The 25,641-nt window shown below is 54.7% G+C and carries 21 protein-coding genes and 2 pseudogenes; 22 read left to right on the plus strand and 1 reads right to left on the minus strand.

Annotation, left to right across the window (positions count from 1 at the left end):
• Positions 1-312: 312 nt before the first annotated feature.
• The 20 genes and pseudogenes from fliW to argH all read left to right on the plus strand — a co-directional run bounded on the left by fliW (position 313) and on the right by argH (position 21,954).
• Positions 313-762, plus strand: coding sequence for a flagellar assembly protein FliW (fliW, locus tag BLR08_RS27970; RefSeq protein WP_072337870.1), 450 nt, complete (start codon positions 313-315; stop codon positions 760-762).
• A gap of 3 nt (positions 763-765) precedes the next feature.
• The gene (gene csrA, locus BLR08_RS27975; RefSeq protein WP_072337869.1) at positions 766-993 is read left to right on the plus strand and encodes a carbon storage regulator CsrA; all 228 of its coding nucleotides are present in this window, start codon (positions 766-768) and stop codon (positions 991-993) included.
• Positions 994-1,147: 154 nt separating this feature from the next.
• Positions 1,148-1,504: pseudogene (locus BLR08_RS27980) on the plus strand (flagellin); the annotation flags it as partial.
• Between the two features lie 1,464 nt (positions 1,505-2,968).
• Positions 2,969-3,208 (plus strand): annotated as a pseudogene (locus BLR08_RS32205) (flagellin); the annotation flags it as partial.
• 132 nt (positions 3,209-3,340) lie between these two features.
• Positions 3,341-5,233 carry a flagellar filament capping protein FliD gene (fliD, locus tag BLR08_RS27990; RefSeq protein WP_176835625.1) on the plus strand — a complete coding sequence of 631 codons (1,893 nt, stop codon included), beginning with the start codon at positions 3,341-3,343 and terminating at the stop codon, positions 5,231-5,233.
• Positions 5,234-5,252: 19 nt separating this feature from the next.
• Positions 5,253-5,630: a flagellar protein FlaG gene (locus tag BLR08_RS27995; RefSeq protein WP_072337866.1), complete on the plus strand. Its 378-nt coding sequence runs from the start codon at positions 5,253-5,255 to the stop codon at positions 5,628-5,630.
• Positions 5,631-5,674: 44 nt separating this feature from the next.
• Positions 5,675-6,079, plus strand: a complete 405-nt coding sequence (gene fliS / locus BLR08_RS28000; RefSeq protein WP_072337865.1) for a flagellar export chaperone FliS — start codon at positions 5,675-5,677, stop codon at positions 6,077-6,079.
• Positions 6,072-6,410 carry a flagellar protein FliT gene (locus BLR08_RS28005; RefSeq protein ID WP_072337864.1) on the plus strand — a complete coding sequence of 113 codons (339 nt, stop codon included), beginning with the start codon at positions 6,072-6,074 and terminating at the stop codon, positions 6,408-6,410. The genes fliS and BLR08_RS28005 overlap by 8 nt, the downstream gene beginning before the upstream one ends.
• Positions 6,411-6,773: 363 nt before the next feature.
• On the plus strand, positions 6,774-6,971 hold the full coding sequence (locus BLR08_RS28010) for a cold shock domain-containing protein (RefSeq protein WP_010496818.1): 198 nt from the start codon (positions 6,774-6,776) through the stop codon (positions 6,969-6,971).
• Between the two features lie 220 nt (positions 6,972-7,191).
• A complete protein-coding gene (gene hpf / locus BLR08_RS28015) occupies positions 7,192-7,743 on the plus strand; it encodes a ribosome hibernation-promoting factor, HPF/YfiA family (RefSeq protein WP_072337863.1) in 552 nt (183 codons plus the stop codon).
• Between the two features lie 250 nt (positions 7,744-7,993).
• The gene (secA, locus tag BLR08_RS28020; RefSeq protein WP_072337862.1) at positions 7,994-10,501 is read left to right on the plus strand and encodes a preprotein translocase subunit SecA; all 2,508 of its coding nucleotides are present in this window, start codon (positions 7,994-7,996) and stop codon (positions 10,499-10,501) included.
• 127 nt (positions 10,502-10,628) lie between these two features.
• Positions 10,629-11,748, plus strand: a protein-coding gene (gene prfB / locus BLR08_RS28025; RefSeq protein ID WP_143014485.1) for a peptide chain release factor 2 whose coding sequence is annotated in 2 segments (ribosomal slippage) — positions 10,629-10,700 and positions 10,702-11,748 — 1,119 coding nt in all. Because the reading frame shifts where the segments join, the coding sequence is not laid out codon by codon here.
• Positions 11,749-12,341: 593 nt separating this feature from the next.
• On the plus strand, positions 12,342-13,166 hold the full coding sequence (locus tag BLR08_RS28030) for a YitT family protein (RefSeq protein ID WP_072337877.1): 825 nt from the start codon (positions 12,342-12,344) through the stop codon (positions 13,164-13,166).
• 279 nt (positions 13,167-13,445) lie between these two features.
• A complete protein-coding gene (argC, locus tag BLR08_RS28035; protein WP_072337860.1) occupies positions 13,446-14,495 on the plus strand; it encodes an N-acetyl-gamma-glutamyl-phosphate reductase in 1,050 nt (349 codons plus the stop codon).
• A 26-nt stretch (positions 14,496-14,521) separates the two neighbouring features.
• Positions 14,522-15,748 (plus strand): bifunctional glutamate N-acetyltransferase/amino-acid acetyltransferase ArgJ, encoded by a 1,227-nt coding sequence (gene argJ / locus BLR08_RS28040; RefSeq protein ID WP_072337859.1) that lies wholly within the window; start codon positions 14,522-14,524, stop codon positions 15,746-15,748.
• Between the two features lie 64 nt (positions 15,749-15,812).
• Positions 15,813-16,595 (plus strand): acetylglutamate kinase, encoded by a 783-nt coding sequence (gene argB, locus BLR08_RS28045; RefSeq protein ID WP_072337858.1) that lies wholly within the window; start codon positions 15,813-15,815, stop codon positions 16,593-16,595.
• Positions 16,596-16,676: 81 nt separating this feature from the next.
• Positions 16,677-17,867, plus strand: coding sequence for an aspartate aminotransferase family protein (locus tag BLR08_RS28050; protein ID WP_072337857.1), 1,191 nt, complete (start codon positions 16,677-16,679; stop codon positions 17,865-17,867).
• A gap of 332 nt (positions 17,868-18,199) precedes the next feature.
• On the plus strand, positions 18,200-19,159 hold the full coding sequence (gene argF / locus BLR08_RS28055; RefSeq protein ID WP_371117788.1) for an ornithine carbamoyltransferase: 960 nt from the start codon (positions 18,200-18,202) through the stop codon (positions 19,157-19,159).
• Between the two features lie 66 nt (positions 19,160-19,225).
• A complete protein-coding gene (locus tag BLR08_RS28060) occupies positions 19,226-20,464 on the plus strand; it encodes an argininosuccinate synthase (RefSeq protein ID WP_072337856.1) in 1,239 nt (412 codons plus the stop codon).
• A gap of 74 nt (positions 20,465-20,538) precedes the next feature.
• The gene (argH, locus tag BLR08_RS28065; RefSeq protein ID WP_072337875.1) at positions 20,539-21,954 is read left to right on the plus strand and encodes an argininosuccinate lyase; all 1,416 of its coding nucleotides are present in this window, start codon (positions 20,539-20,541) and stop codon (positions 21,952-21,954) included.
• 230 nt (positions 21,955-22,184) lie between these two features.
• Here argH and BLR08_RS28070 read toward each other — a convergent pair whose 3' ends face one another.
• Complete coding sequence (locus BLR08_RS28070; protein ID WP_072337855.1) at positions 22,185-23,663, minus strand: VanW family protein; 1,479 nt, start codon at positions 23,661-23,663, stop codon at positions 22,185-22,187.
• A 361-nt stretch (positions 23,664-24,024) separates the two neighbouring features.
• On the opposite strand from BLR08_RS28070, the gene ftsE reads away from it, so the two are divergent.
• Both ftsE and ftsX read left to right on the plus strand, forming a co-directional pair.
• Positions 24,025-24,711 carry a cell division ATP-binding protein FtsE gene (gene ftsE, locus BLR08_RS28075; RefSeq protein ID WP_072337854.1) on the plus strand — a complete coding sequence of 229 codons (687 nt, stop codon included), beginning with the start codon at positions 24,025-24,027 and terminating at the stop codon, positions 24,709-24,711.
• Positions 24,701-25,618, plus strand: a complete 918-nt coding sequence (gene ftsX / locus BLR08_RS28080) for a permease-like cell division protein FtsX (protein ID WP_072337853.1) — start codon at positions 24,701-24,703, stop codon at positions 25,616-25,618. The genes ftsE and ftsX overlap by 11 nt, the downstream gene beginning before the upstream one ends.
• The last annotated feature ends 23 nt before the right edge of the window (positions 25,619-25,641 follow it).

Below are 25,641 nucleotides of genomic sequence, written 5' to 3' on the forward strand. Positions count from 1 at the left end.
ACCCCGTAAAGGAGCAAGAATCGGCATCCACCCCTTGAGAGGTAGAACGAAGGAATGTGAGGGCATAGACCCAGCGTGACATGGGAGGGTAAACCCCGAGGGTGAATGTGGATATCCAACTGTGCGATCATACCGAATCATCCACAGTTTTGGAATCTGACATCCTAAGCTCTATTCCCGCCTACGCTCTGACTCCAGTCAGTTGCATAGGCTACATTCTCCGCTATTACCGCTCAAGCTGTCAAAGTTGAAATATTGAGAATACGTGAGAAAACAGAAGAAAACATTACTTTATAGTGGGAGGCATATGAGATGAAGGCGAATACCCGTTTTTTTGGGGAAGTTACGTTCGAAGAGAAGGACTTGTTCATTTTTGTCCAAGGAATGCCAGGTTTGGAGGCTTACACACGGTATCTACTAATCCCCGTGGAAGAAGGGGTGCCGTTCTATTATATGCAGTCTATCGAGGAACCTAACCTCGCTTTTATGATAACCGATCCGTTTCAGTTCTTCCTTGACTACGACTTCTCCGTCGACGAGCTTCTGCAGCAGGAGCTAAAGCTTGAAGGGGCCGGGGAGGTTGAAGTATGGTCGGTCGTAACCGTTAATGAGAATTTGGAAGAGGCCACGATTAATCTGCTGGCTCCTATTGTTGTGAACTCCGGCAAGAAGCTGGCCAAGCAGATTATTCTTCATGACTCTGCCTATCAAGTCAAAGAGAAGCTGCTTCTTCCAACGGAAGCCGCAGCCAAGGGGGAATAAGCGATGCTTGTCCTGTCCAGGAAAAAAGGCGAGTCCATCATGATCGGAGAGCAAGTCGAGATCGTAGTTCTATCGTCAGAAGGCGACAATGTTCGCATAGGCATTAAGGCACCCAAGCATATTCAGGTATACCGGCATGAGGTCTATCAGGCTATCAAGGAATCCAACAAACAGGCCAGCGAGCAGCTGCTGAACCCGAAGAGCATCAGCGATTGGTTAAAAAAACGATAAACTTCGGAAAAATTTTCTGAGTCCCTCTTCATTTTCAAATTGTCCCGTACGATATATATAGTATTGGGGTCAGCTAGGGCGGCCGACCTATGGCTAACCCCACTATAAATCCACACGGACGTGGAATTTCGTACATTCAGGGAGGAAGAGAACAATGAGAATTAACCACAATATTGCGGCATTGAACACTCACCGTCAACTGACGGGCAACACAGCTTCCGCAAGCAAAGCCATGGAAAAGCTGTCTTCCGGTCTTCGCATCAACCGTGCAGGCGATGACGCTGCAGGTCTGGCGATCTCCGAAAAAATGCGCGGCCAAATCCGCGGCTTGGATCAAGCTACACGGAATGCTCAAGACGGTATCTCGATGATCCAAACAGCTGAGGGCGCGCTGAACGAAGCTCACTCGATCCTCCAACGTATGCGTGAACTCGCCGGCCAATCCGCGAACGACACGAACGTTAACATCGACCGTGATGAGATTCAAAAGGAAATGAACCAGCTGACTTCTGAGTTGAACCGTATTGGTAACACGACGGAGTTCAATACACAGAAGCTGCTTGATGGCGGCGGCAGCAAGAAAACTGACCTGACGGTTGGAGTTACTACCGAAGGTGGTAAAAAAGGCGCTATTTCTTCGTTCTCCACAATCACAGGCAGTGAGACTGGTAAGTCCAAGCTTGATATTACACTTGCTAACGGCATGACCTTGTCGATTGAGGCTCAAAATGTTGGCACAGATTTAAATGGTTTGAACATTACATTTGCTGATAATGGTGGCGGAGCTACAACCGTAGCTAAATCGGGGTCTACAGTTACAGTAAGTCTGGATGCTGCTGGCGCAGGCGATACGCTAGCTAATATCCAAAACGCATTGAACAGTTCTGGACTAGTAACAAGCCCTGTCAATGTCACCCTTACCAATGCTGCAGGTACAGTACAAGCTGGTACAACTGCAATCGAAACGGCTACTCATGCAATTGTTGGTAAAAACGGCACGTTCGCCAAAGGCTTGGATGCTGAAGTACGCGGCAGCTTCTCCTTCGACATTACAGAGAAGTTTAAAAACACTGGCGAAACGATTGATTTCAAAATCCCTACTGCCGGGTCCCCTAGCGAGCTGACAACTGTTCAACTGACATCTGTTGCTACCGGCGCAGGTGCTGGCCAGTTTAACATTGGCACTGCCGGCGACTTGCTGAGCGTAGAAGAGCAAGCTAAGAGCATCCGCGATGCACTGGCAAGCGACGCTACAGTAAGCGGCGTTTATGACGTCACTGTCGTTAAGAACAAAATCGTCCTGACCGAAAAAGCAGGAGCAGCTCAAGGCGTAGGTTTGGAAAAAGGCGTAGTAAACTCTGCTGCCAAAGCAGGTGAGTTCACTTATACCCATACTGGCGGCAAAGTAGTCGAGGCTGGCGGTAAATTCGAGATCGACGGACAAGAAATTCTTGTTGTTGATGGTAAGGGCGAGGATGACGCAGCTTTGGTAGCTGCAGGTAAAGCGATCATCTTTGATGAAACTCTCTCAGCTGGTTCGACAACTGCCAATGGCCAAGCTGCATTGCTGGCAACTGCCATCGGAACTAACAACGCCGCATTGAGCGCTAAGTACTCTGCTGCCGCTGTTGCTGGAACGATCACGCTGACACAAAGAGCGAATGTCGAATCCGACAATGCTCCAACTATCAAGTCGTCCGACAAAGCGGGCAACGGCTTCGAAGCTAGCTTCCAAATCGGCGCTAATACAGGTCAAAGCATCACAATCCAAATCGACGATATGCGTTCCGAAGCTCTTGGTATCAGTGGAACTACTGCCGGCGGTACGGCAACAGCGAAAAATGGCTCCGTAGCTTCCTTCGTTGCTACGAAAAACGTTACTAACGGTACGAACAACACAGCTGTTGAGTACTCCCTGGACGTGTCCACACATGAAAAAGCTTCCGCAGCGATCAGCGTAATCAACGACGCTCTGGAGAAAGTATCTGCACAACGTTCGACGCTTGGTGCGTTCCAAAACCGCCTTGAGCACACGATCAACAACTTGGGCACTTCCTCCGAGAACTTGACTGCTGCTGAATCCCGTATCCGCGATGTGGATATGGCGAAAGAAATGATGGAGTTCACAAAGAACAACATCCTTTCCCAAGCTGCTCAAGCGATGCTGGCTCAAGCCAACCAACAGCCGCAAGGCGTACTTCAACTGCTTCGTTAATTTTAACTTTCGAAGAAACTCTAGGATCCCTAGAGTTTCTTTTTTTATACCTGCAAACATTTTCCTAAATAAATGGCCGGATTATGCCGATAAAGCTAGTAATAGCTATGCATGAAGGGTGGCGCTACGAAGATGCCAGTAATGCGGATTAACGGTTTTTCGTCAGGTATGGATATCGATGAGATGGTCAAGAAGCTGATGCAGGCGCATCGCGTTCCGTCAGAGAAGCTGGTACAGAAGAAGGCTCAGCTGGAATGGCAGCGTGATGACTACAGAGCTTTGAACACGAAAATGATGGATTTTCGTAATACAGCTTTCAATATGAAGCTGCAATCTTCTTATACAGCCAAGAAAGCAACCTCCTCGAACGAGGGTGTCGTTACGGCTTCCGGTACATCCGGCGGGACAGATGGTACCTACACCTTGAGAATCAAGCAGCTGGCCGAGACGGCTTCGCTGACTTCTGGCGACGTTGTTACTTCCGGTCCAGGAGACTCCAAAGCCAGTCTGGAAAGCATCGGGTTGACGCTGGATACGTCGATGTACATCAGCGGGGAAAAGGGTTCCTCCGTGATCAAGCTCAGCAAAACCGATACGGTCACCGATGTAGTGAACTCTATCAATTCCCGATCTTCCCAAACGGGAGTAAAAGCAAGCTACGATGCCAACTTGGACCGTTTCTTCTTTAGTTCTACCAACACCGGTGATGATGCAAATGTAACGCTACGGCTGTTGAACGAAGGCTCCGCCAGCAATCTGCTGAGCACGGTATTCAAGCTGCCCACAGCGCCAGCTGTGCCAGGCGCCAGCCTTAAGATGGATGCGGCGAAAACGATCGAAGCCGGGGGAACGGCGACATTTGATTCTCTCAGTCAGATTGTTAATAAAAGCATGACCGGAGTTCAGAAGCTTAAGGTAAAATACGGAAGCGAAGAGATTGAGCTCAATTTCACAAATAAGACCACGGTCGGGCAAGTCATCGATACGATCAACGGTTCGAAGCTGGGCAAGGCGGGATTAACGGCCTCGCTGGACCCTACAACCAAAAAGCTCGCTTTTTTCAATCCCGATAGCGGTAAAGACTTAAACTTCGAGAACGTCGACTCGGGAACAGTAGATGCTAATCTCGGACTAAATTCGCTTTCCTCTCAGCCGAATATGGATTATTCCGAAATATCGGTAAGCGGCAAAAGCGCTATCGTCGATTACAACGATGTGGAGAACGCCAAGTTTGCCTCCAATACGTTCAGCATCAATGGAATTCAGTTCACAGCCAGAAAAATTCAGGCTGCCAGCGAAGATCCGGTTAAAATAACGGTCAATCAGGATATCGATGCGGTTTTCAATTCAATCAAGACTTTTATTGATAAATACAACGACACGATAGCTACGATCAGTAAAAAAATCTCCGAGCAGAAGTATCGGAGCTTCACTCCGCTGACCGATGAGCAAAAGAAAGAAATGAAGGAAAATGATATTAAACTTTGGGAGGAAAAGGCGAAAAGCGGGATGCTTCGCAGAGATCCGATTTTCACTTCGGCCTTATCCGGCTTCAGAAGTGCATTTAACAACACCGTATCGGGCATACCCTCAGGTGATATTAACGAACTTTCGTTGATCGGCATCAAGACAGGCGCGTATTTCGAAGAAGGGAAGTTGAATATTGACGAACAGAAACTGAGGGAGGCCATTACTAACAATCCGGAGCAGGTTATGGCGCTCTTTACACGTAACGATAATGACCCCGACTCCCAGGCCGGCGACGGACTTGCCGTTAGGCTGTACGATCAAGTATCTGCGGTTATGAAGCAAGTGTCCGAGAAGGCGGGAAGTACATCTGATGTAACAAGTGTAGAAACGATCCTCGGTAAACAGCTTAGGGACGTAGAGACTCGAATTACCAGATATACAAGTAAGCTTGGCGCACTCGAAGAGCGGTACTATAAGCAGTTCACTGCCATGGAGAAGGCATTGCAGCAAATGAACACGCAGAGCAGTTGGTTGTCCCAACAACTAGGCGGCTAATGAATCGGGGGTCCCACACATGAGTATTTCAATAACTGGAAACCAATATCCCAGGCCGGATGATACAGGGAGCGGCGAGCCTGCTGCGAAAGCGGCTCCTGCTGTCCCCATATCTATCACTAACACAGTAAAGCTGAAGGAAGCTGAGCTGAAGGGCGAATACTACACGTTAAGTGACGAGCAGTTTGTTAAATCGATAGAACGTGCCATTAAAGCCATTCAGGGGAAAACAACTACTTTGGAATTTGGCGTGCACGAACAAACGAAGAGTATTACGGTTAAGGTTTTGGACAAAGAAACCGGTGAAGTCATTAGAGAGGTTCCCCCTGAAAAAACGCTTGATTTCGTTGCTAAAATGATGGAGATGGCCGGTATCATTATTGATGAACGCAGATGATGACAGCATACCTGTGAAAATTTCAGGATTAAGAGGGGATAGCTATGATCAATCAACCTAGAAATAAGTATATGGAAACCTCCATCCAGACAGCTACGCCTGCCCAACTGCTCATGATGCTGAGCGATGGAGCTATCCGATTTTGCAAGCTTGCCGTCGAAGCGTTGAATCAAAGAAATTATGAGGAAGCCAATCTCAACATCGGAAAAGTACAGGCCATTCTGGGGGAACTCGCGGCGACTTTGGATCACACTGCTCCTATAGCTGAGGGGCTGCTGAAGTTGTATGATTACTTTATCCATCGTTTAATTGAAGCCAATGTGAAGAAGTCTCCGGAAATCGCAGAGGAAGTGCTTGATTTTCTAAGAGAATTGAAGGAAACATGGCTGGAAGCAGCTAGAATTAGCAAGGCAACAACCCCAAACGCCGCGGGAATCCAGCATGCCTGAGTCAACGGAACTGCTACAGTTGTTGCTTCAGCTATCTCTAGAGATTGCCGGTGACTTGAAAGATGCCACTTTTGAAGAATTGGAGCAGTTTGTAGAGAAGCGAGAAGCAGTTCTGACCGCTCTTCAGCGGAAGGGAGCGGAATTCAGCCTTGCCGACCGGAAACTGATCCAAAGCATTGTGGAAATGGATAGCCAAATTGCTCAGCGGATGCAGTCATTACAAGAGGAGGCGTCCGCTGAACTAAGTAAAGTAAGAGGCTCACGCGTGCATCGAAATGCTTATGAAAGCAGCTATAATGGGGAGAGTTTGTTCTTCGACCAAAAAAAATAGCTTTATATACAATATAGAAGACAGATTTTTTCAATGCTGCTGTTCTCCACGGAGATAGCGGCTTTTTCGTATTTGTTATAAAATATTCAGTTGTGGACGGGAAAAGAGCTTTAAATGTTTCTCCACACCCACCTGTGGACAATGTGGATAACTCTGTTGACAACTTCGCGGAAAATGTCGGAAAACCGCGACGGGACAAGGTTTTTCGATGTGAATAAATTATCAACGGGATGTTAATACTGGAATTTTCTAAATATTTAGCTAACATGGTGGATGTTGGATTGACAGCGGTTACTTGCGGTGATATATTCGAAATGTGGGCAGATGCTTGCAGTTATTTGACGATGAAGGGAATGTTATTGCATGCAAGGTAAAGTGAAATGGTTCAACGCAGAAAAAGGCTATGGTTTCATTGAGCGTGAAGACGGTGGCGACGTATTCGTTCACTTCTCCGCGATCCAAACAGACGGATTCAAGACTTTGGAAGAAGGCCAATCCGTTGAGTTTGACATCGTAGAGGGCGCGCGCGGTCCTCAAGCAGCTAACGTCGTCAAGTTGTAATCATCCCGCCGTCATCGGCGGCCCGTATAGATGGTTATGGTTTTGAGTGAATGTGGCAGCGATAACCAACACCCTGGGGAACCGGGGTGTTTTTTTGCGTGTCCTATTGTTCGTCCCAAATTGTACAAATATTTTGTGAATTTACCGTGTCGATTATGAAGGATTTTTGAAGGTCGAGGGGGAATATAGTATACTGTAGGTATGAAAGGAGGAGTTGTACATGAAATTCAATATCCGTGGTGAGAATATCGAAGTGACTGAGGCTTTGAGGGACCATGTGGAGAAGAAGCTTAGCAGGCTGGAAAGGTACATCGAAGCTCCCCCTACATCTGAAGTACATGTTACGCTTAGCGTCCTGAAGGGCCTCCAAACGGTCGAGGTGACCGTACCGCTTCCGGCCTTCATGCTGCGTGCCGAAGAGAAGCATTCCGATCTCTACGCGGCTGTGGACCTCGTGGTGGACAAGCTGGAGCGTCAGATCCGCAAGGCTAAGACCAAGGCCAACCGCAAGGTTAGACAGGAAGGCAGTTTGAAGGACCTGTTCCGTATCGAGCCTGCAGCTACGGCGGTCTATGACGAGGACGAAGAAGAGTTCGAGCTGGTGCGTACCAAGAAATTCACTTTGAAGCCGATGGATATCGATGAAGCCATCCTTCAGATGAATATGGTTGGCCATAGCTTCTTCGTATTCGCAAATTCCGATACATCTCAAGTGAATGTAGTGTACAAACGTGATGACGGCAAGTACGGTTTGATCGAGCCTGCCCGTTAATCCTCTTAAACTAGCACATACGATATGACTGAGCCTGTCTGGACGCATATGCGACTGGACAGGCTCTATTTGGCATGCCCGAGCGCCCCATGAAACTTTTTCACGCCGGGAGCGTCTGTATGTGTAGATCGAGCGGTGAGATACTAAAAGAATCGGTGTCCGCGCCCAGCGGCTGGTTGCGGGATATGTCGCAAAAATGATACAATTTAAGTTAACGATTATGGTTCGATAAAGGAAGGGGTTTAGCAGCATGCTAGGACTCGTTAAGAAGCTTTTTGGCGATCAGAATGAACGTGAGTTAAAGCGGTTGTGGAAGGCCGTTGAGCATATCAATTCGCTGGAGCCGAGTATTGAGGTGCTATCGGACGAGCAGCTGAAGGGCAAGACGGCCGAGTTCCGCGAGAGACTAAACAATGGGGCGGACCTGGACGAACTGCTGCCCGAAGCATTCGCTGTCGTACGGGAAGCTTCCAAGCGCGTGCTCGGCAAGCGGCATTATGATGTACAGCTGATCGGCGGCATGACGCTTCATGAGGGCCGGATCGCCGAGATGCGCACAGGGGAAGGTAAGACGCTGGTCGGAACGCTCCCTGTATATTTGAACGCGCTGACGGGCAAGGGCGTCCATGTAGTTACGGTCAACGACTACCTGGCTACGCGGGACAGCGGCGAGATGGGCAAAATCTATGAATTCCTGGGTATGACGGTCGGGGTCAACCTGCCGAATCTGTCGCACCCGGAGAAGCAAGCGGCTTACGCCTGTGATATTACGTACGGAACGAATAACGAGTTCGGTTTCGACTATCTGCGTGATAACATGGTTGTATATAAAGAGCAGATGGTACAGAAGCCGCTTTACTTTGCGGTTATTGACGAAGTCGATTCGATTTTGGTCGACGAGGCGCGGACGCCGCTTATTATTTCCGGACAGGCTGCCAAGTCGACGGATATGTACTATATGGCGGATCATTTTGTGAGTAAGCTGACCGAAGAGGAAGACTACACGATCGACGTGAAGCTGCGCAGCGTAGCGCTGACGGAAGAGGGCGTGGCTAAGGCGGAGAAGGCATTCGGCGTAGAGAACTTATTCGACCATGAGAATGTCACGCTGAACCATCATATCCAGCAAGCGCTGAAGGCCCATGTTATCATGCGTCTGGATGTTGACTATGTGGTGCAGGAAGGCGAGATCGTCATCGTTGACGAATTCACCGGGCGTCTCATGGTCGGCCGCCGCTACAGCGAAGGGCTCCATCAGGCGATCGAAGCGAAAGAAAAACTGCAGGTGCAGAACGAGTCGATGACGCTGGCGACCATCACGCTGCAGAACTACTTCCGGATGTACCGCAAGCTGTCCGGGATGACCGGTACGGCGAAGACGGAAGAAGAGGAATTGAAGAAAATCTACGGGCTGGACGTTATTGTCGTACCGACAAACCGCCCGATGATTCGTAAAGATATCCCTGACGTCGTCTACAAGTCGGTGGGCAGCAAATTCCGCGCCGTCGTCAATGAGATCGTGGAACGGCATAAGAAAAACCAGCCGGTGCTGGTCGGTACGGTATCCATTGAGAACTCCGAGCGCTTGTCTGAAATGCTGAAGAAGAAGGGCGTGCCGCATAAGGTCCTCAATGCTAAATACCATGCCGAGGAAGCCGAGATCGTATCGCGCGCAGGTCAAGCTGGCGCTGTTACGATCGCCACGAACATGGCCGGCCGGGGTACGGATATTACGCTGGGCGAAGGAGTAGCCGAGATCGGCGGTTTGCATATTATAGGTACGGAACGTCATGAGAGCCGCCGGATTGACAACCAGCTTCGGGGCCGGGCAGGCCGTCAAGGCGATCCGGGCTCGTCGCAGTTCTACCTCTCGCTTGAGGATGAATTGATGAGAAGGTTCGGCGCCGAGAATATTATGGGCATGATGGACCGCCTCGGCTTTGAAGAAGACCAGCCGATCGAGAGCAAGCTGATCTCCCGGGCTATCGAGTCGGCGCAGAAGCGCGTAGAGGGGAATAACTTCGACGTTCGGAAGGTCGTCCTTCAATATGACGATGTGATGAACCAGCAGCGCGAGATTATTTACAAGCAGCGTCGCGAGGTGATCGAGTCCGAGAATATCCGGGATATTGTGCTCGGGATGATGCTGCCGGTGGTGGACCGCATCGTGGAAGCGCACTGTCCGGCTGATCTCGTACCGGAGGAATGGGATCTGCAGGCGATCATCGATTATGCCAACGGCACCTTCCTGCATGAAGGTCAGCTGACGGCCGAAGAGCTGTGGGGCAAGGAGAAGGAAGAAGTGGCCGAGCTGATCAAAGACCTGCTTACCCGGTTGTACGAAGAGCGGGAGCAGCAGATTGGCGAGGAATTCTTTCGCGAGTTCGAGAAGGTCGTTGTGCTTCGCGCAGTAGACAGCAAGTGGATGGATCACATCGATGCGATGGACCAGCTGCGCCAAGGGATTCATCTTCGGGCCTACGGCGGTACAGATCCGCTGCGTGAGTACCAATTCGAAGGCTATGAGATGTTCCAGGAAATGATCCAAAGCATCCAGGAGGAAGTTTCCACTTATGTCATGAAGGCACATGTGGAGACGAACATGGTGCGGGAAGCGGTCGTGGATGAGCATGAGATGGCTACGAATGCAGAGCCTGCGGTGAAGAAGCCGACGGTTAACAAGCAGGACGTTATCGGCCGCAACGATCTGTGCCCATGCGGCAGCGGCAAGAAATACAAGCAATGCCACGGCGTATAAAGTCTGTGCGATAATTATCGCAGAAGCGGATAGCAAGAGGGAGGTCGGGGCGCTGCTCCGGTCTCCTTTTTCCACGAATAGGCGCAGCGGCAGCGGACAACTAATCCAAATAAAGAGGTGCTTACGTATGTTGGAAGCGGAAGTAAAGCGGGATTTACAAGAAACGGCCAAGCGATTGGCTGAGCTTAGGGGGTCACTTTGACTTAGATCTGAAGCTGGAGCAGATCGCGGACTTCGAAGAGAAGATGTCGGCGCCGGATTTCTGGGAAGACAATGAGAAGGCGCAGAAGCTGATCGCCGATATGAATGCGGTGAAGGGCGGAGTCGAGCAATTCCAGAAACTGGAGTCGGAATTCGAGGATCTGGAAGTGATGGTTGAGCTGATGGCGGAAGAGCAGGACGAGAGCATGATCGCTGATATCGAGTCGGGCCTGTCCGGCTTGGTCCGCAAGCTGGAAAATTTCGAGCTGCAGCTGCTGCTCAATCAGCCGTACGACCGGCTGGATGCGATATTGGAGCTGCATCCCGGGGCAGGCGGCACGGAGTCGCAGGACTGGGCCGAGATGCTGCTCCGCATGTACCGCCGCTGGGCGGAGAAGCGGGCCTTCAAGGTCGAGGTGCTGGATTATCTGCCTGGCGATGAGGCTGGGGTGAAGAGCGTCACGCTTTCGATCAAGGGCTATAATGCCTATGGATACCTGAAGGCGGAGAAAGGCGTACACCGGCTGGTGCGGATCTCGCCCTTCGACGCATCAGGCCGGCGCCATACGTCGTTCGTCTCCTGCGATGTAATGCCGGAGATTGACGACGATGTCGAAGTTGAGATTCGTACGGAGGATTTGAAGATCGACACATACCGGTCATCCGGAGCGGGCGGCCAGCATATCAACACCACGGACTCGGCCGTGCGGATTACGCATATTCCGACCGGTGTCGTCGTCAGCTGCCAGACGCAGCGCTCGCAGATTAAGAACAGGGAGCAGGCGATGAAGATGCTGCGCTCCAAGCTGTACGAGAAGAAGATCGAGGAGCAGCAAAAACATCTGGCCGAAATACGCGGCGAAGTGTCGGATATTGCCTGGGGAAGCCAAATTCGTTCTTACGTTTTCCACCCTTACAGCATGGTGAAGGATCATCGGACGCTGGAGGAGACGGGAAATATCGGGGCGGTGATGGACGGAGATCTGGACCCGTTTATCGATGCGTATTTGCGTCAGCAGATCAACAAGCCAACGAAAGAACAATAGAAATCCTGTAACTATAACCGGCAAGGAGATTTGGGCTATCACCTACACAAGCTGCGATCACACTCCACGCGCCATCCGGTAGCGACTGGGTACGAGGAGGAGCGGGATCGGGCAGCTGTGTAGGTCTTTGGCTTGGAGACGGGGTGAAGTCCTTGGAAAGTAGAAGCGATCGGAAGAAAGGCAAGAAGCTGTGGCGTAAGGACGGGCGGGACCCCGCTTCTGCTGAGGTGTGGACACGAACTCCTCCGGCTGCCGCCCACAAGGCAGATTCGGCCGCTTCACGCCGCACGGATCACCCTGCTTCTCTCCGGGATTCGGGGCCGGTGAGCGATTATCCGTCTTCGGGAGCGGCTGGTCCGGAGCGGGAGAAAATCGCGCTGGGCAGCCCGGTGCAGCCGGGACTGACAGAGCCGTTAGGGGCTGCACAGCAGAAGTCCGCCGGCCTGGAGAAGGAAGAAAGGCTGACCAGAGCAGGGCGGGGAAAACGGCACCCGGGCCAGCAGCCGTCAGCTCCGGCAGGGACGCCGGGCGAGCCGGGCAAGCGCAACCGGCGCAGAGCCAGGACCCGTCTCGACAGTCCCTGGCACCGGGTGATGGAATACATACTGCTTGTAATCGGTTCCTTATTGATCGCGCTGAGCTTCAATTTATTTTTCTATCCGAATCAGCTGGCGTCGGGGGGCGTATCGGGGCTCAGCATTATTGCCGATTCGATGTTCGGGCTGGAACCTGCGCTCACACAGTGGGCGCTGAATATCCCGCTTTTCTTCGCGGGTCTTCTGCTTATCGGGCGGAACTTCGGGGTCAAGACGGCCGTCGGCTCCGTCCTGCTGCCGCTGCTTGTGCTGCTGACCCGGGAACTGCCGAGCCTGACGACAAACATACTGCTTGCGAGTATTTACGGAGGCATCCTGCTGGGGATCGGGATCGGACTGGTGTACCGCGGACGGGGATCGACCGGTGGCTTTTCGGTAGCGGCGCAAATTTTGCACAAGTATACGGGTATCGGCTTCGGGTTGTGTGTGGCGCTCTTGGACGGTCTGGTTATTGTAACGGCTGGTATATTCATCTCCCCGGAGAAGGCGATGTATGCGTTGATTGGTCTATTCGTCACAAGCAAGACAATCAATGTGGTGCAGATCGGGCTCAGCTATTCCAAGGTGGCGTTTATTATCTCGGATTCGGTGGAAGAGATCCGGGAAGCGATTCTGTACGAACTGGACCGCGGCTTGACGAAGCTGCAGGCGACAGGCGGCTATACGGGCGAGGACCGGACAGTGCTCATGGTCGTAGTCGGACAAACCGAGGTTACCCGGCTGAAAGAGCTGGTGCGCTCGGTCGACCCGCAGGCGTTCGTCATACTGAGCGATACGAATGAGGTATTGGGCGAAGGCTTCAAGCTCACAGGTCCTTCGTAGAAGAAACGTCAGGCGGAGCATGAGGATTGCGCTTGCCTGACGAACGCCGGCTGAGTTACGATGGACAAGCGCAGGGGTAAGCTGGAAGACTGCTTGCTGGCAAAAGGCCAGGGACGAGCGGCAACTGGGCAATAGATCAAAAGCAACAGATGAGAAGCAATAGGCAGCTGAGCAATAGATTTAAGAAGCAAGAGGCGTAACAGGGGAAAATACCGATTGAATTTTTATACCTACGAATGTATAATAATACAATAGTTTTCATGTGGAGGGACGGAAACCATGACTACCCGATTAAGAGCCGCCATCGTAGGATCGACCGGATATGGCGGCGTTGAGCTGATCCGGCTGCTGCTTACGCATCCGAATGTGGAGATTACGTCCGTGATTTCGTCGTCGACGGCCGGCGTACCTATAGCGGATGGCTATCCGCATCTGAATCAGATCGTAACCGATCATCTCGACGGGATCGATATTCCGCTTATAGCGAGCAAAGCCGATGTGGTGTTCCTGGCCACGCCGCATGGGGTAAGCATCGACTTGTCGCCCAAGCTGCTGGATGCCGGCCTTAAGGTGATCGATCTGTCCGGCGACTTTCGCTTGCAGGACGGCAGCGTCTATGAGCAGTGGTATAAACATAAGCCGGCTGCTCCGGACTATCTGGCGAAAGCGGTATACGGACTATGCGAGCTGTTCGGCAATGAGGTGCCGGGCGCCTCGTTTATCTCCAATCCGGGGTGCTACCCGACGGCTTCTATCCTGGGGCTGGCGCCGCTTGCAGCCAAACGCTGGATCGATCTGAAGTCCATCATTATCGATGCGAAATCGGGCGTATCCGGGGCGGGGCGCGGCTTGAGCCAGACCGTGCATTATGCGGAGATCAACGAGAACTTCCTGGCGTATAAAGTGAACCGCCATCAGCATACGCCCGAGATCGAGCAGGCGGTCAGCCGTCTGGCGGATGAGGAAGTCACCATCACGTTCACGACACACCTGGTGCCGATGACAAGGGGTATCATGGCGACGATCTATGTGAACCTGAATCAGACGCGCAGCGAGCAGGAGATTCATGACCTGTTCCGCAGTTATTATGAAGGAAGACCGTTCGTCCGGGTACGCCCGCTGGGCAAATATCCGGGGACGAAGGAAGTCGCCGGCTCCAACTACTGCGATATCGGGCTCTCGCTCGATGCGCGCACCGGCAGGCTTACGATCGTGTCTGTCATCGACAACATGGTCAAGGGCGCGGCCGGGCAAGCGGTACAGAATTTGAATATCATGATGGGCTGGGATGAGGCAACTGGACTTGCATTCACCCCGGTGTATCCATAAGGCAAGAGGGACGGGGGAAGGTCTATATGTCGAATCAACAATCATTTACGGTGATTCCGGACGGTACGGTAACGACGCCTAAGGGGTTTCGGGCCGGGGGGCTGCATTGCGGCCTGAAAAAAACGGAGCGCCATGATCTGGGCGCCATTTATTGCGAAGTGCCCGCTAACGCGGCGGGCGTTTATACGCTGAACCAATTCCAGGCGGCTCCGCTGCGCGTGACGCAGGAGAGCATTGCGGCGGGCGGCAAGCTGCAGGCTATGCTCGTCAACAGCGGCAATGCCAACGCCTGCACCGGCCAGCAGGGCGAAGACGACGCACGCGCGATGCGCGCGGCGGGCGCGAGGGCTTTCGGCGTCGCCGAGCAGCTCGTGGGCGTTACCTCCACCGGCGTGATCGGCGAGCTGCTGCCGATGGGCAAGGTGCTCAGCGGCATCGAGAAGCTGCCTGCGGCGGTGAAGCTTGAAGGCGGAGACGACTTCTGCCAGGCGATCCTGACCACGGACCTGGTGAAGAAGGAAATCTGCGTGCAGGTAACCGTAGGCGGCCGGACGGTACATATCGCAGGGGCGGCCAAAGGCTCCGGCATGATTCATCCGAATATGGCGACCATGCTCGGCTTCATGACGACGGATGCGAATATTGAAAGCGCGCAGCTCCAGAAGCTGCTTAACGATATTACGGACTCTACCTTCAATATGATCACGGTGGACGGCGACACCAGCACGAATGATATGGTCGTTGTCATGGCCAGCGGCTTGGCCGAGAACGAATCGCTTACACCGGAGCACCCGGACTGGGCGGCGTTTGCCGCCGGCTTCAACTATGTCGGCGAAGTGCTAGCCAAGGCTATCGCCCGCGACGGCGAAGGGGCCACCAAGCTGATCGAGGTTACCGTGGCGCAGGCTGATTCGCGCGAGGCGGCGCGGGCTATCGCCAAGACCGTCATCGGCTCCAGCCTGGTGAAGTCGGCCTGCTTTGGCGCTGACGCGAACTGGGGCCGCATCATTGCGGCGGTCGGGCGCGCCGGGCATCCGGTGCAAACGGAGACGGTGGATATTCGTCTCGGCGACATTCCCGTGCTGGTGCAGTCGCGTCCGGTCCGATTCGACGAGGAGCGCGCGGCCGAGTACCTCAAGGGCGAGCTTGTTCAGATTTACGTCGATCTGCATATGGGCGGAGCTAACGCGACGGCTTGGGGCTGCGATCTGACGTATGATTATGTGCGCATTAACGCCGCTTACCGGACGTAGGCTGGCGTAGAGGTTTAGCAATAGAAATTTAGAATCCCTTGGGAATCAGGAGGACCGATCACTTATGTTCGTCATGAAATGCGGCGGCAGCACGCTGGCCGCTTTGCCCGATGCGTTCTTCGAGGACCTGAAGCAGCTGCAGGAAGAAGGCGACATCCCGGTTATCGTCCACGGCGGCGGTCCGGCCATCTCCGATACGCTCGGCAAGCTGGGGATCGAGACGGAGTTTGTGGGCGGCCTGCGCAAAACGAATGAAGCCGTTCTCGACGTCGTCGAGATGGTATTGGCGGGGAAAATCAACAAGGAAATCGTCCGCAAAATCCAGCAGTCCGGCGCCAAGGCAGTTGGCCTGTCCGGCGTGGACGGCAATCTGCTGCAAACGCAGCCGGTTGCGAACGCCCATGAGGTCGGTTTGGTTGGCGATGTGACTCATGTGAATGCCGAGCTGGTCCGGGGAGTTGTAGCGATGGGCTACATGCCGGTCATTGCGCCGGTCGGGATCGGAGCGGATGGCAGCCAGCGCTACAATATCAATGCCGACACGGCGGCGGGAGCCGTAGCGTCGCAGCTCGGCGTGGAACGGATGATCGTCGTCACGGACGTGCCGGGCATCATGAGGTCAGTGGACGGCGAGAAGCGCGTTCTTCCCTCTGTCACCGTGCAGGAGATTGACGACATGATCGCCAGCGGCGAGATTTACGGCGGGATGATACCCAAAGTACGGGCAGCCGTACAGTGCATCCAAGGCGAGGTGCGCGAGGTGGTCATCGTTAATGGAGCGGAGCCGCAGGTGCTCAGCAAGGTTTTGAAAGAGGGCAGCATCGGCACGCGCATCGTCAGGGCTTAATCAGGAGCAGGCTGTGCTCATGAGCCTGTGCTCGGAGGCTTTAACGGCATCATTTATACTTAATATAAAGGAGTGAACGACATGGGAGAGGCTCAAAGCGCATTGTTTCCGAATTACGCCAGATATCCTTTTACGTTTGTGAAGGGGGAAGGCAGCCGATTATGGGATGAGAACGGCAAGGAGTACCTCGACCTGATGTGCGGCCTGGCCGTCACGAATTTGGGGCATGCCCCGAAGCGGGTAACCGAGCGGCTGAAGGAGCAGGCGGATACGCTTTGGCATACGAGCAATCTGTTCCATATTCCCGGTCAGGAGAAGCTGGCGGAGCTGCTTGTGGCGAACAGCTGCGCAGACGCGGTCTTCTTCTGCAACAGCGGCGCGGAAGCGAACGAAGCGGCGATCAAGATCGCCCGCCGGTATTTCTCCAAGGTGCTGGAGCAGCCGGAGCGCTATGAGATCATTACTTTCGACATGTCGTTCCACGGACGGACTCTGGCTACCTTGACGGCTACGGGACAGGAAAAGGTGAAAGAAGGCTTTGCTCCGCTGCCGGCAGGGTTCGTGTATGCGCCCTATAACGATGCGGCAGCGGTGGAGAAGCTGATCTCGCCGCGCACCTGCGCCGTCATGCTGGAGCTGGTGCAAGGAGAGGGCGGCGTGAATCCGGCCGAACCCGGCTTCGTGAAGACTGTCGCCGAGCTGTGCGAACGCCATGGTCTGCTGCTGATCCTGGACGAAATTCAGACCGGCGTAGGACGCACCGGCAAGATGTTTGCCTATGAGCATTATGGCATCGAGCCGGATCTGTTTACGCTCGCCAAAGGTTTGGGCAGCGGGATGCCGATCGGCGCTATGCTCGGCAAAGAGAAGCTGCGCGGGGCGTTCATCGCGGGCTCCCACGGCACGACATTCGGCGGCAACTACTTGTCGACGGCGGCGGGCGTTGCTACGATGGAGACGATGCTGGAAGAGGATGTCCCGGCCAAGGCGGCGGCCATGAGCGATTATATCTTCAGCGAGCTGAAGACCAAGCTGGCGGGCAATCCGCTGGTCGGGGAGATCCGCGGCCTCGGGATGCTGATAGGCATCGGCTTGACGGTACCGAATACGGAGCTGATCAAGTCGATTCATGAGCAGGGTGTCCTGGTCGTGCCGGCAGGCCCGAATGTGATCCGGCTTGCTCCAAGCCTGCTGATCAGCAAGGAAGAGATCGACCGCGGGCTCGAAACGATCTGTCAGACGCTGGCCAAGGCCGCTGCCGCAGCGGTTTAAGCCGCAGGCCGATAGGCCGCCGGAGGAGCAAACGCAGGCTGCGCTGCAGCCGGAAGCGGGCAGCCCAGGCAGGGAGCGGGCAGACCGGTCGGCGAAAAGGAAGCGCCCGGGCAGTTAGAAGCGGTCCCGGCACCTGCCGGACCGTACTCCTGCGCTATGAGCCTTAGAAATCCAGTGAACAAGAGGCCAGAGAGCCGATAGGGAGTTGAAACAGCGAGTGGAAACCCCGATCGGCCGCAGGCCGCGTGTTATTCACCGGACTTCTAGCGCGCAGAAACGAGTGAATGAAGGCAGCACCCGATAGATTCAGCGGAAACAGAAGGGAGATGAACATGTTGGCTGGAACGACAGAGCAAGATTTGGCGATGCAGTTGAAGGGCCGGGATTTCATCGGTCTCGTCGACTATACGTCGGAGGAGATTCGTTACTTGATCGATCTGGCGATCGATCTGAAGAAAAAGCAAAAGGCGGGCGAGATTTACCAGCCGCTGAAGGGCAAGACGCTCGGGATGATTTTCGAGAAGTCGTCGACGCGTACGCGCGTATCCTTTGAGGTCGGGATGTACCAATTAGGGGGCCACGCGCTGTTCCTCAGCAAAAATGACCTGCAAATCGGCCGCGGCGAGACGATCGCGGACACGGCGCAGACGATGTCCCGGTACTTGGACGGCATCATGATCCGTACGTATGCGCACCGCACCGTGATCGAGCTGGCGCGCAATGCGACGGTACCGGTCATCAACGGCCTGACCGACTTGTCCCACCCATGCCAGGCGCTGGCGGACTATCAGACGGTGCTGGAGAAGAAGGGCCGTTTGGAAGGGCTGAAGGTCGCTTACATCGGAGACGGCAACAATATGGTGCATTCGCTGCTGATGGGCGCCGCCAAGCTGGGCATCAACTTCGCCGTAGCTACTCCGGAAGGCTATGAGCCTGACGGCGAGGTGCTTCAGCTGTCGCGTGAAGCGGCTGCGAAGACGGGAGCGGGCGTGCTGTTCACCAACGATCCGCGCGAAGCGATCGCAGACGCCGATGTGGTGTACACCGACGTATGGGCGAGCATGGGCTTTGAAGCGGAGCAGAAGGAACGGGAGATCGCGTTCAAGCAGTTCCAGGTCAACGAAGCGCTGGTGAAGTATGCGAAGTCCGATTATTTGTTCATGCATTGCCTGCCTGCTCATCGCGGGGAAGAAGTGAGCGAAGGCGTAATCGACGGAAGCAACTCGGTTATTTTTGACCAGGCGGAAAATCGTCTGCATGCGCAGAAGGCGGTCATGGCTGCTATCATGTAAGCCGGCGTTGGGCCAAAGCCCAGGCACCTTATTAATGTTATACAAGAGAAGGAGAGCGGGATACAGATGGCAAAGCAAAAAATCGTATTGGCTTATTCGGGCGGCTTGGATACGTCCGTTATCTTAAAGTGGTTGAAAGAAACCTATGATGCGGAGATCATCGCCTTCACAGCCGATATCGGACAGAAGGATGAGCTGGACGGTCTGGAAGAAAAAGCGCTGAACACCGGCGCGTCCAAAGTTTATATCGATGACCTGCGCGAGGAATTTGCCCGCGACTTCATCTTCCCGATGTTCCAGGCGGGGGCCCTGTACGAAGGACAGTACCTGCTCGGCACAAGCATCGCGCGTCCGTTGATCGCCAAGCGGATGGTCGAGATCGCCCGCGCAGAGGGCGCTACGGCGATCGCTCACGGCGCTACCGGCAAAGGCAACGACCAGGTCCGCTTCGAGCTGACGGCTGCGGCGTTGACACCGGATGTTGAAGTGATCGCGCCATGGCGTCTGGAGCAGTTCCGCGAGGAGTTCCCGGGCCGTGCAGAGATGATCGCCTTCGCCGAGAAGCACGGCATCAATGTGACCGCCTCTGCGGCCAAGCCTTATTCCATGGACCGCAACCTGCTGCACATCAGCTATGAGAGCGGCGTGCTGGAGGACCCTTGGTTCGATCCGAGCGCGAAGGAAAACAAAGAGATGTTCCTGCTGAGCGCCGATCCGGAGGATGCCCCGGACGAGGCCGAATACATCGAGCTGGAGTTTGAGCAGGGCAACTGCGTCGCCATTAACGGCGAACGGATGATTCCGCTGCACATTATGGAGAAGCTTAACGAGCTCGGCGGCAAGCACGGGATCGGCCGCGTGGATATGGTCGAGAACCGCTTCGTCGGCATGAAGAGCCGCGGCGTATACGAGACGCCGGGCGGTACGATTCTGTTCACCGCTCACCGCAAGATCGAGTCGATCACGATGGACCGCGAGGTTATGCATCTGCGCGATTCCTTGATTCCGAAGTATGCATCGCTGGTGTACAACGGCTTCTGGTACGCGCCGGAACGTCTGGCCATCCAGGCTCTGGTTACGGAAAGCCAGAAAAATGTCAGCGGTACGGTTCGCCTTAAGCTGTACAAGGGCAATGTCATCGGCGCGGGCGTACAAAGCCCGGTCAGCTTGTACAACCCGCATATCGCCACGATGGAAGCCGACCCGACCAAGGCTTACGATCAGGGCGATGCGACCGGCTTTATCCGGCTGAACGCGCTTCGTCTGCGTGTAGCGGCTGGCGTGCATCAGAGCGGCAATAAGTAAAATACGCAAGACGCAGGGTTTTCCGCCATGGAAAGCCCTGTGTCTGTGTCAAGAGGAAGAGAGGGGATATGCAAGTGTCTAAGCTGTGGGGCGGACGATTTACGAAGAAAACGGACCAGCTGGTTGAAGAATATACGGCATCCATCCTGTTCGACAAGGAGCTGGCCGAGGAGGATGTGCAGGGCAGCCTGGCGCATGTATCCATGCTGGGCAAATGCGGCATCCTGCCTGCGGATGACGTGGAGAAGATCAAGGATGGACTGCTGAAGGTGCAGGGAATGATCCGCCGCGGCGAGCTGGAGTTTTCGGTGAGCGACGAGGATATCCATATGAACGTCGAGAAAGCGCTGATCGAGGAGGTCGGTCCGGTCGGAGGCAAGCTGCATACCGGACGCAGCCGCAACGATCAGGTAGCGACCGATATGCATTTGTGGCTGCGCAAGCGCGTCGTCGAGTTCGTGGGGCTGCTGAACAAGGTGCAGGAGGCGCTGATCGAGCAGGCGAAGCAAAACCTCGATACGATCGTGCCGGGGTACACGCATCTGCAGCGCGCCCAGCCGATTTTGTTCGCTCATCATCTGCTGGCTTATGTATCGATGTTCCAGCGTGACGCGGAGCGGATGCAGGACAGCTACAAGCGCGTCAATGTGCTGCCGCTCGGAGCGGGGGCGCTGGCCGGGACGACGTTCCCGATCGACCGGCACTATGTGGCGGAGCAGCTTGGCTTCGATCGTGTCTACGAGAATTCGCTGGATGCGGTCAGTGACCGGGACTTTATCGTGGAGTTTCTGTCGAATGCCTCGATGATTATGATGCATCTGTCGCGTCTGAGCGAGGAATTCGTCCTGTGGTCGAGCACGGAGTTCCGCTTCGTGGAGCTGGATGACGCGTTCTGCACAGGCAGCAGCATCATGCCGCAGAAGAAGAATCCCGATGTCGCCGAGCTCGTGCGCGGCAAGACGGGCCGGGTATACGGCAACCTGTTCGGCCTGCTGACGGTGCTGAAGTCGCTGCCGCTGGCCTATAACAAGGACATGCAGGAAGACAAGGAAGGCATGTTCGACACCGTTCGGACGCTGCAGGGCGCTCTGCAGCTGTATGCGCCTATGATCGCAACCATGAAGGTGAACAAGGACCGGATGAGACAAGCCGTGAACCAGGACTTCTCCAACGCGACGGACATCGCCGATTATCTGGTCGGCAAGGGCATGCCTTTCCGTCAGGCTCACGAGGTGATCGGGAAAACGGTGCTGTACTGCATCCAGCAGAATAAATACCTGCTCGACCTGAAGCTGGAAGAATACCATCAGTTCTCCGAGCTGTTCGGCGCGGATATTTACCAGGTGCTGCAGCCGGAGACGGTCGTCGATGCGCGCAACGTCTACGGCGGCACGGCAACGGCTCAAGTGAGCGCAGCGATCGAACGCGCGGAGTCCGCTCTGGCGGAGTCGGCCGCCTGGTTCGACGAGTATTTGAATAAAAGCCGCTGATCCGGCTGACAGCCGCGTGAGCTGCGGCCGCGCTCATATCAGCGTGAGCGCGGCTTCTGCTTTCGGCATCAAGCTAGCATATAGCAGAAATCAGCAAAAACCGTCCGGCGATCGTGAACTGGACTCCAGCTGTTAGACCATTTCTAACGGCTGGAGCTGCAGCTCAGTCCCGGACGGTTATTTGTGTTGAAACGGGGCGGCCTTGCCCGGCAGCTGCGTTGAACGGCTGCTCACCTGAACGTCGGCCCCTTCACGCCATCCTCTACATATGGCGCCCCGCCTCCGGGAGCAGGGCTGCTGCGGTCGAGGCTGCCGCCCTCCCCGGAATTGGTCGCGATGACGGTCGGCTGGGCCGAATACGTATCGCGCGATACTTTCTCTCTGCCCACCTCAATCCCTTGCTGTTTTTTGATCCGGTACGTCTCCACGACATAGCCGGGCTTTCCCTTCGAGATCAACACCTGCTTGCCGCGGGCAAGCGTCGGGTTATGCACGTATTTGGTCGGCGGCTCCAGCTTCTCCAGGGTGCGAGACTCGACCTCGTAAGTGAACTCCGCAGGCGTTTGCCCGAACAGCTTGACGGTCAGCCCGCGGTCATCGGACTGGGTGCGGATCAGCAGGTGATGCGGCGTATTGTTGCGGAATTTGAAGTTGATATGTCCGCTTGCGAAGGTAGCGTCCTGGCCTAGCGGCACGTAGCTGACAGGGAGCGAGTGGTTGCGCCGCTCCACCACTTCGAGACCGGCGCGCAGCACGGCATTGTACAGCGTCGAGGATACCTGGCAGATGCCGCCTCCGACGCCGGGGACAAGCTTGCCGTTCACGATGACCGGCGCTTCCCGGTATCCCATCGCTTTCTCCGTCTGCTCGATAAAGGGAGCATAATCGAACACGGCTCCGGGCGGCAGCAGCACATCATGCAGGGAGGCGGCCGTCGACTGGACGTTATGCAGCCGGCCTGCGGCGCTGCCAGCGCCTCCAGCCGGCGCGGGCGGATACAGGGTCGAGAACTCCCCGATTTTGCGGACAATGCCCTGCTCCCGCAAGGACTGGACCGTTACCGCCGCTCCCCAGGAGCTTAGCGGGACGCTTAGCTCGGGCAGCGTCTCCGGGAGCAGCTCCCATGGGGGAAGGGCCGCGAGCAGCCTGTCGGCCGTCGCCTGCTCATCCGGCCGAACGGCCTGGACTTCGGAGATATAGTCTACCGTATCATCGGGACGGATAACACGCGTCGCATCCTTGGGCTTGTTCCGGTATATATCCGGAAAGGATTGCTGCAGTGCGGCCGACAGCTTGTCTGCGGCTAACGCGGGCGGGGCCGGCCAGCTCTCTCCGCGCATTGCGAAGCGGGCTTTGGCCCGCTGGAACAGGGAGCCCTGGCGCAGTGGCTGCGTCCTCTCCAGAAGGGCTTGAATATTCACGTCGACGCCCAGCTCGCCAAGAGAACGCCGGGCAGCTCCTCCGGGGTCTGCTCCGGTCCTCTGCTCCACCTTCAGCGCGGTCTTCAAGGCAAGGAACGCATCCCGTCTTTCCGCAAGCTGAGTTTCAAACTCCTGAAAGGTCAGCCCTCCAACATCCCACTTGCCAACATGCAGCCGGTGAGGCATATGGGTGGACGAGCCGTACAAGGCGGTTCCCCCGAATCCGGCTGCCGCTAAAGTTAAGGCCGCTATCAGCAGCGGCCGGGCGAGTCTGGCTGAAGATGGCATGAGCGTGTCAGACCTCCTTTGCTGCGGCGGCTCGTACCAAGGCTTGTTGGTTCACTATATGCGCGCGCCGCGGAAAACTTGACACCGGATTTGATTCCGCCGGGAGTGGGGCTGTCCGGAGAGCTCTCCGGCGAATAAGAGACACAGCGGCTTCTTCATGCGGCAATTCTTGCTACAAACCGACCAAGTTCCCCTCTTATGACGCCGGAAAAAGACAGCAGAAGCGTAATGTGTAGAAATTCACGTTCTGTTAAAGGAATTTGCGATTTCGTGTCGAACTTATAAAGGCTAGGGCTATTATCTCTACTGCCTCTACTAGGGCTACGTACAGCTTTCGCTACTAATTTCAGGATGTGATACCGTGATCGAAATGCACGACGTTTGGAAAACGTATCCTGACGGGAGTCATGCGCTCAAAGGCATCAGCGTCAAGGTGGACCAAAGTGAATTCGTCTATGTCGTCGGCCCGTCAGGCGCGGGTAAATCGACGTTCATGAAGATGATCTATAGAGAAGAACGTCCGACCAAAGGGACGATCTTCGTCAACGGCTTCAATCTCGAGAAGCTGAAGCAGCGCAAAATTCCCTATGTACGCCGCAATATCGGCGTTGTTTTTCAAGACTTCCGGCTGCTGCCGAAGCTGACGGTTTTCGAGAACGTAGCTTTTGCGATGGAAGTTATCGAAGCTCCCAAGAAAGTCATCAAGAAACGGACGCTTGAGGTGCTTGAGCTGGTGCGGCTGAAGGACAAGGTTGGCTCGCTGCCGACCCAGCTGTCCGGAGGCGAGCAGCAGCGGGTAGCTATTGCCCGGGCAATAGTAAACAATCCATCGGTCATTATTGCGGATGAGCCGACGGGCAACCTTGATCCGGAAACCTCATGGGGGATTATGAAGCTGATGGAGGAGATTAATTTTCGCGGCACGACAATTGTTATGGCGACGCATAACAAGGAGATCGTCAACACGATGCGCAAGCGAGTGATCGCCATCGAGGCCGGAAAAATCGCCCGCGACGAAGCAAGGGGTGAGTACGGCTATGAAGATTAGCACAGTCGGACGCCATCTCCGCGAGGGTACGAAAAGTGTGCTTCGCAACGGCTGGATGTCCTTCGCTTCGATCAGCTCGATATCGATATCGCTGTTCATTCTCGGCGTTTTTCTGCTGCTTACGCTTAATGTGAATTTCCTGGCTAAACAGATCGAGCAGCAAGTTGAAATACGCGTCTACCTGGAAGTTAATACGCCGCAGGAGCAGATCGGTCTGCTGCAGAATGAAATTGCCTCCATGCCCCAGGTGAGCAAGGTTACCTTCGTATCGAAGGAAGAGGGGCTTGTTTTCTTGCGCGAGAGGCTTGGGGAAAGCGGCAAGCAATTCCTGGAAGGCTTCGATGGGGAGAACAACCCGCTTAACGACTCCTTCACAGTAGAGGTCGCGGAGCCGAGAGAGGTCGCAGCCGTAGCCGGACAGATCAATAAGCTCAACGACAACAAGGAAGTCAAGCCGATCTACCGGGTCAGCTATGGGCAGGGAACGGTTGAAACGATGTTCAAGATCACAGCTATTGTGCGCAACGCCGGTCTTGTGCTTGTGGCGGCGCTCGCATTGACCGCGATGTTTCTGATCTCCAATACGATTAAGATCACGATCGTCGCCAGGCGCCGTGAGATTTCGATTATGAAGCTGGTCGGGGCGACCAATGCCTTTATCCGCTGGCCGTTCTTTATTGAGGGAGCGCTGCTCGGTATTATCGGCTCGGTCATCCCGGTCGGCATCCTGCTGTACGGGTATCAGCAGCTTATGATTTCGACGCAGGTGGATTTGAGCTTGCTGCTGATCCGGCTGCTCCCCTTCCAGGAGGTTGCCGTTCAAACGGCCGGACTGCTGCTGGGGATCGGCATATTGATCGGAATCTGGGGCAGCGTGTTGTCCGTGCGCAAATTTTTGCGTGTATAGCTTGTCTAGCAGCAGCCGTGCAA

It is taken from the genome of Paenibacillus sp. cl123, from assembly GCF_900101595.1.
Taxonomy (GTDB): domain Bacteria; phylum Bacillota; class Bacilli; order Paenibacillales; family NBRC-103111; genus Paenibacillus_G.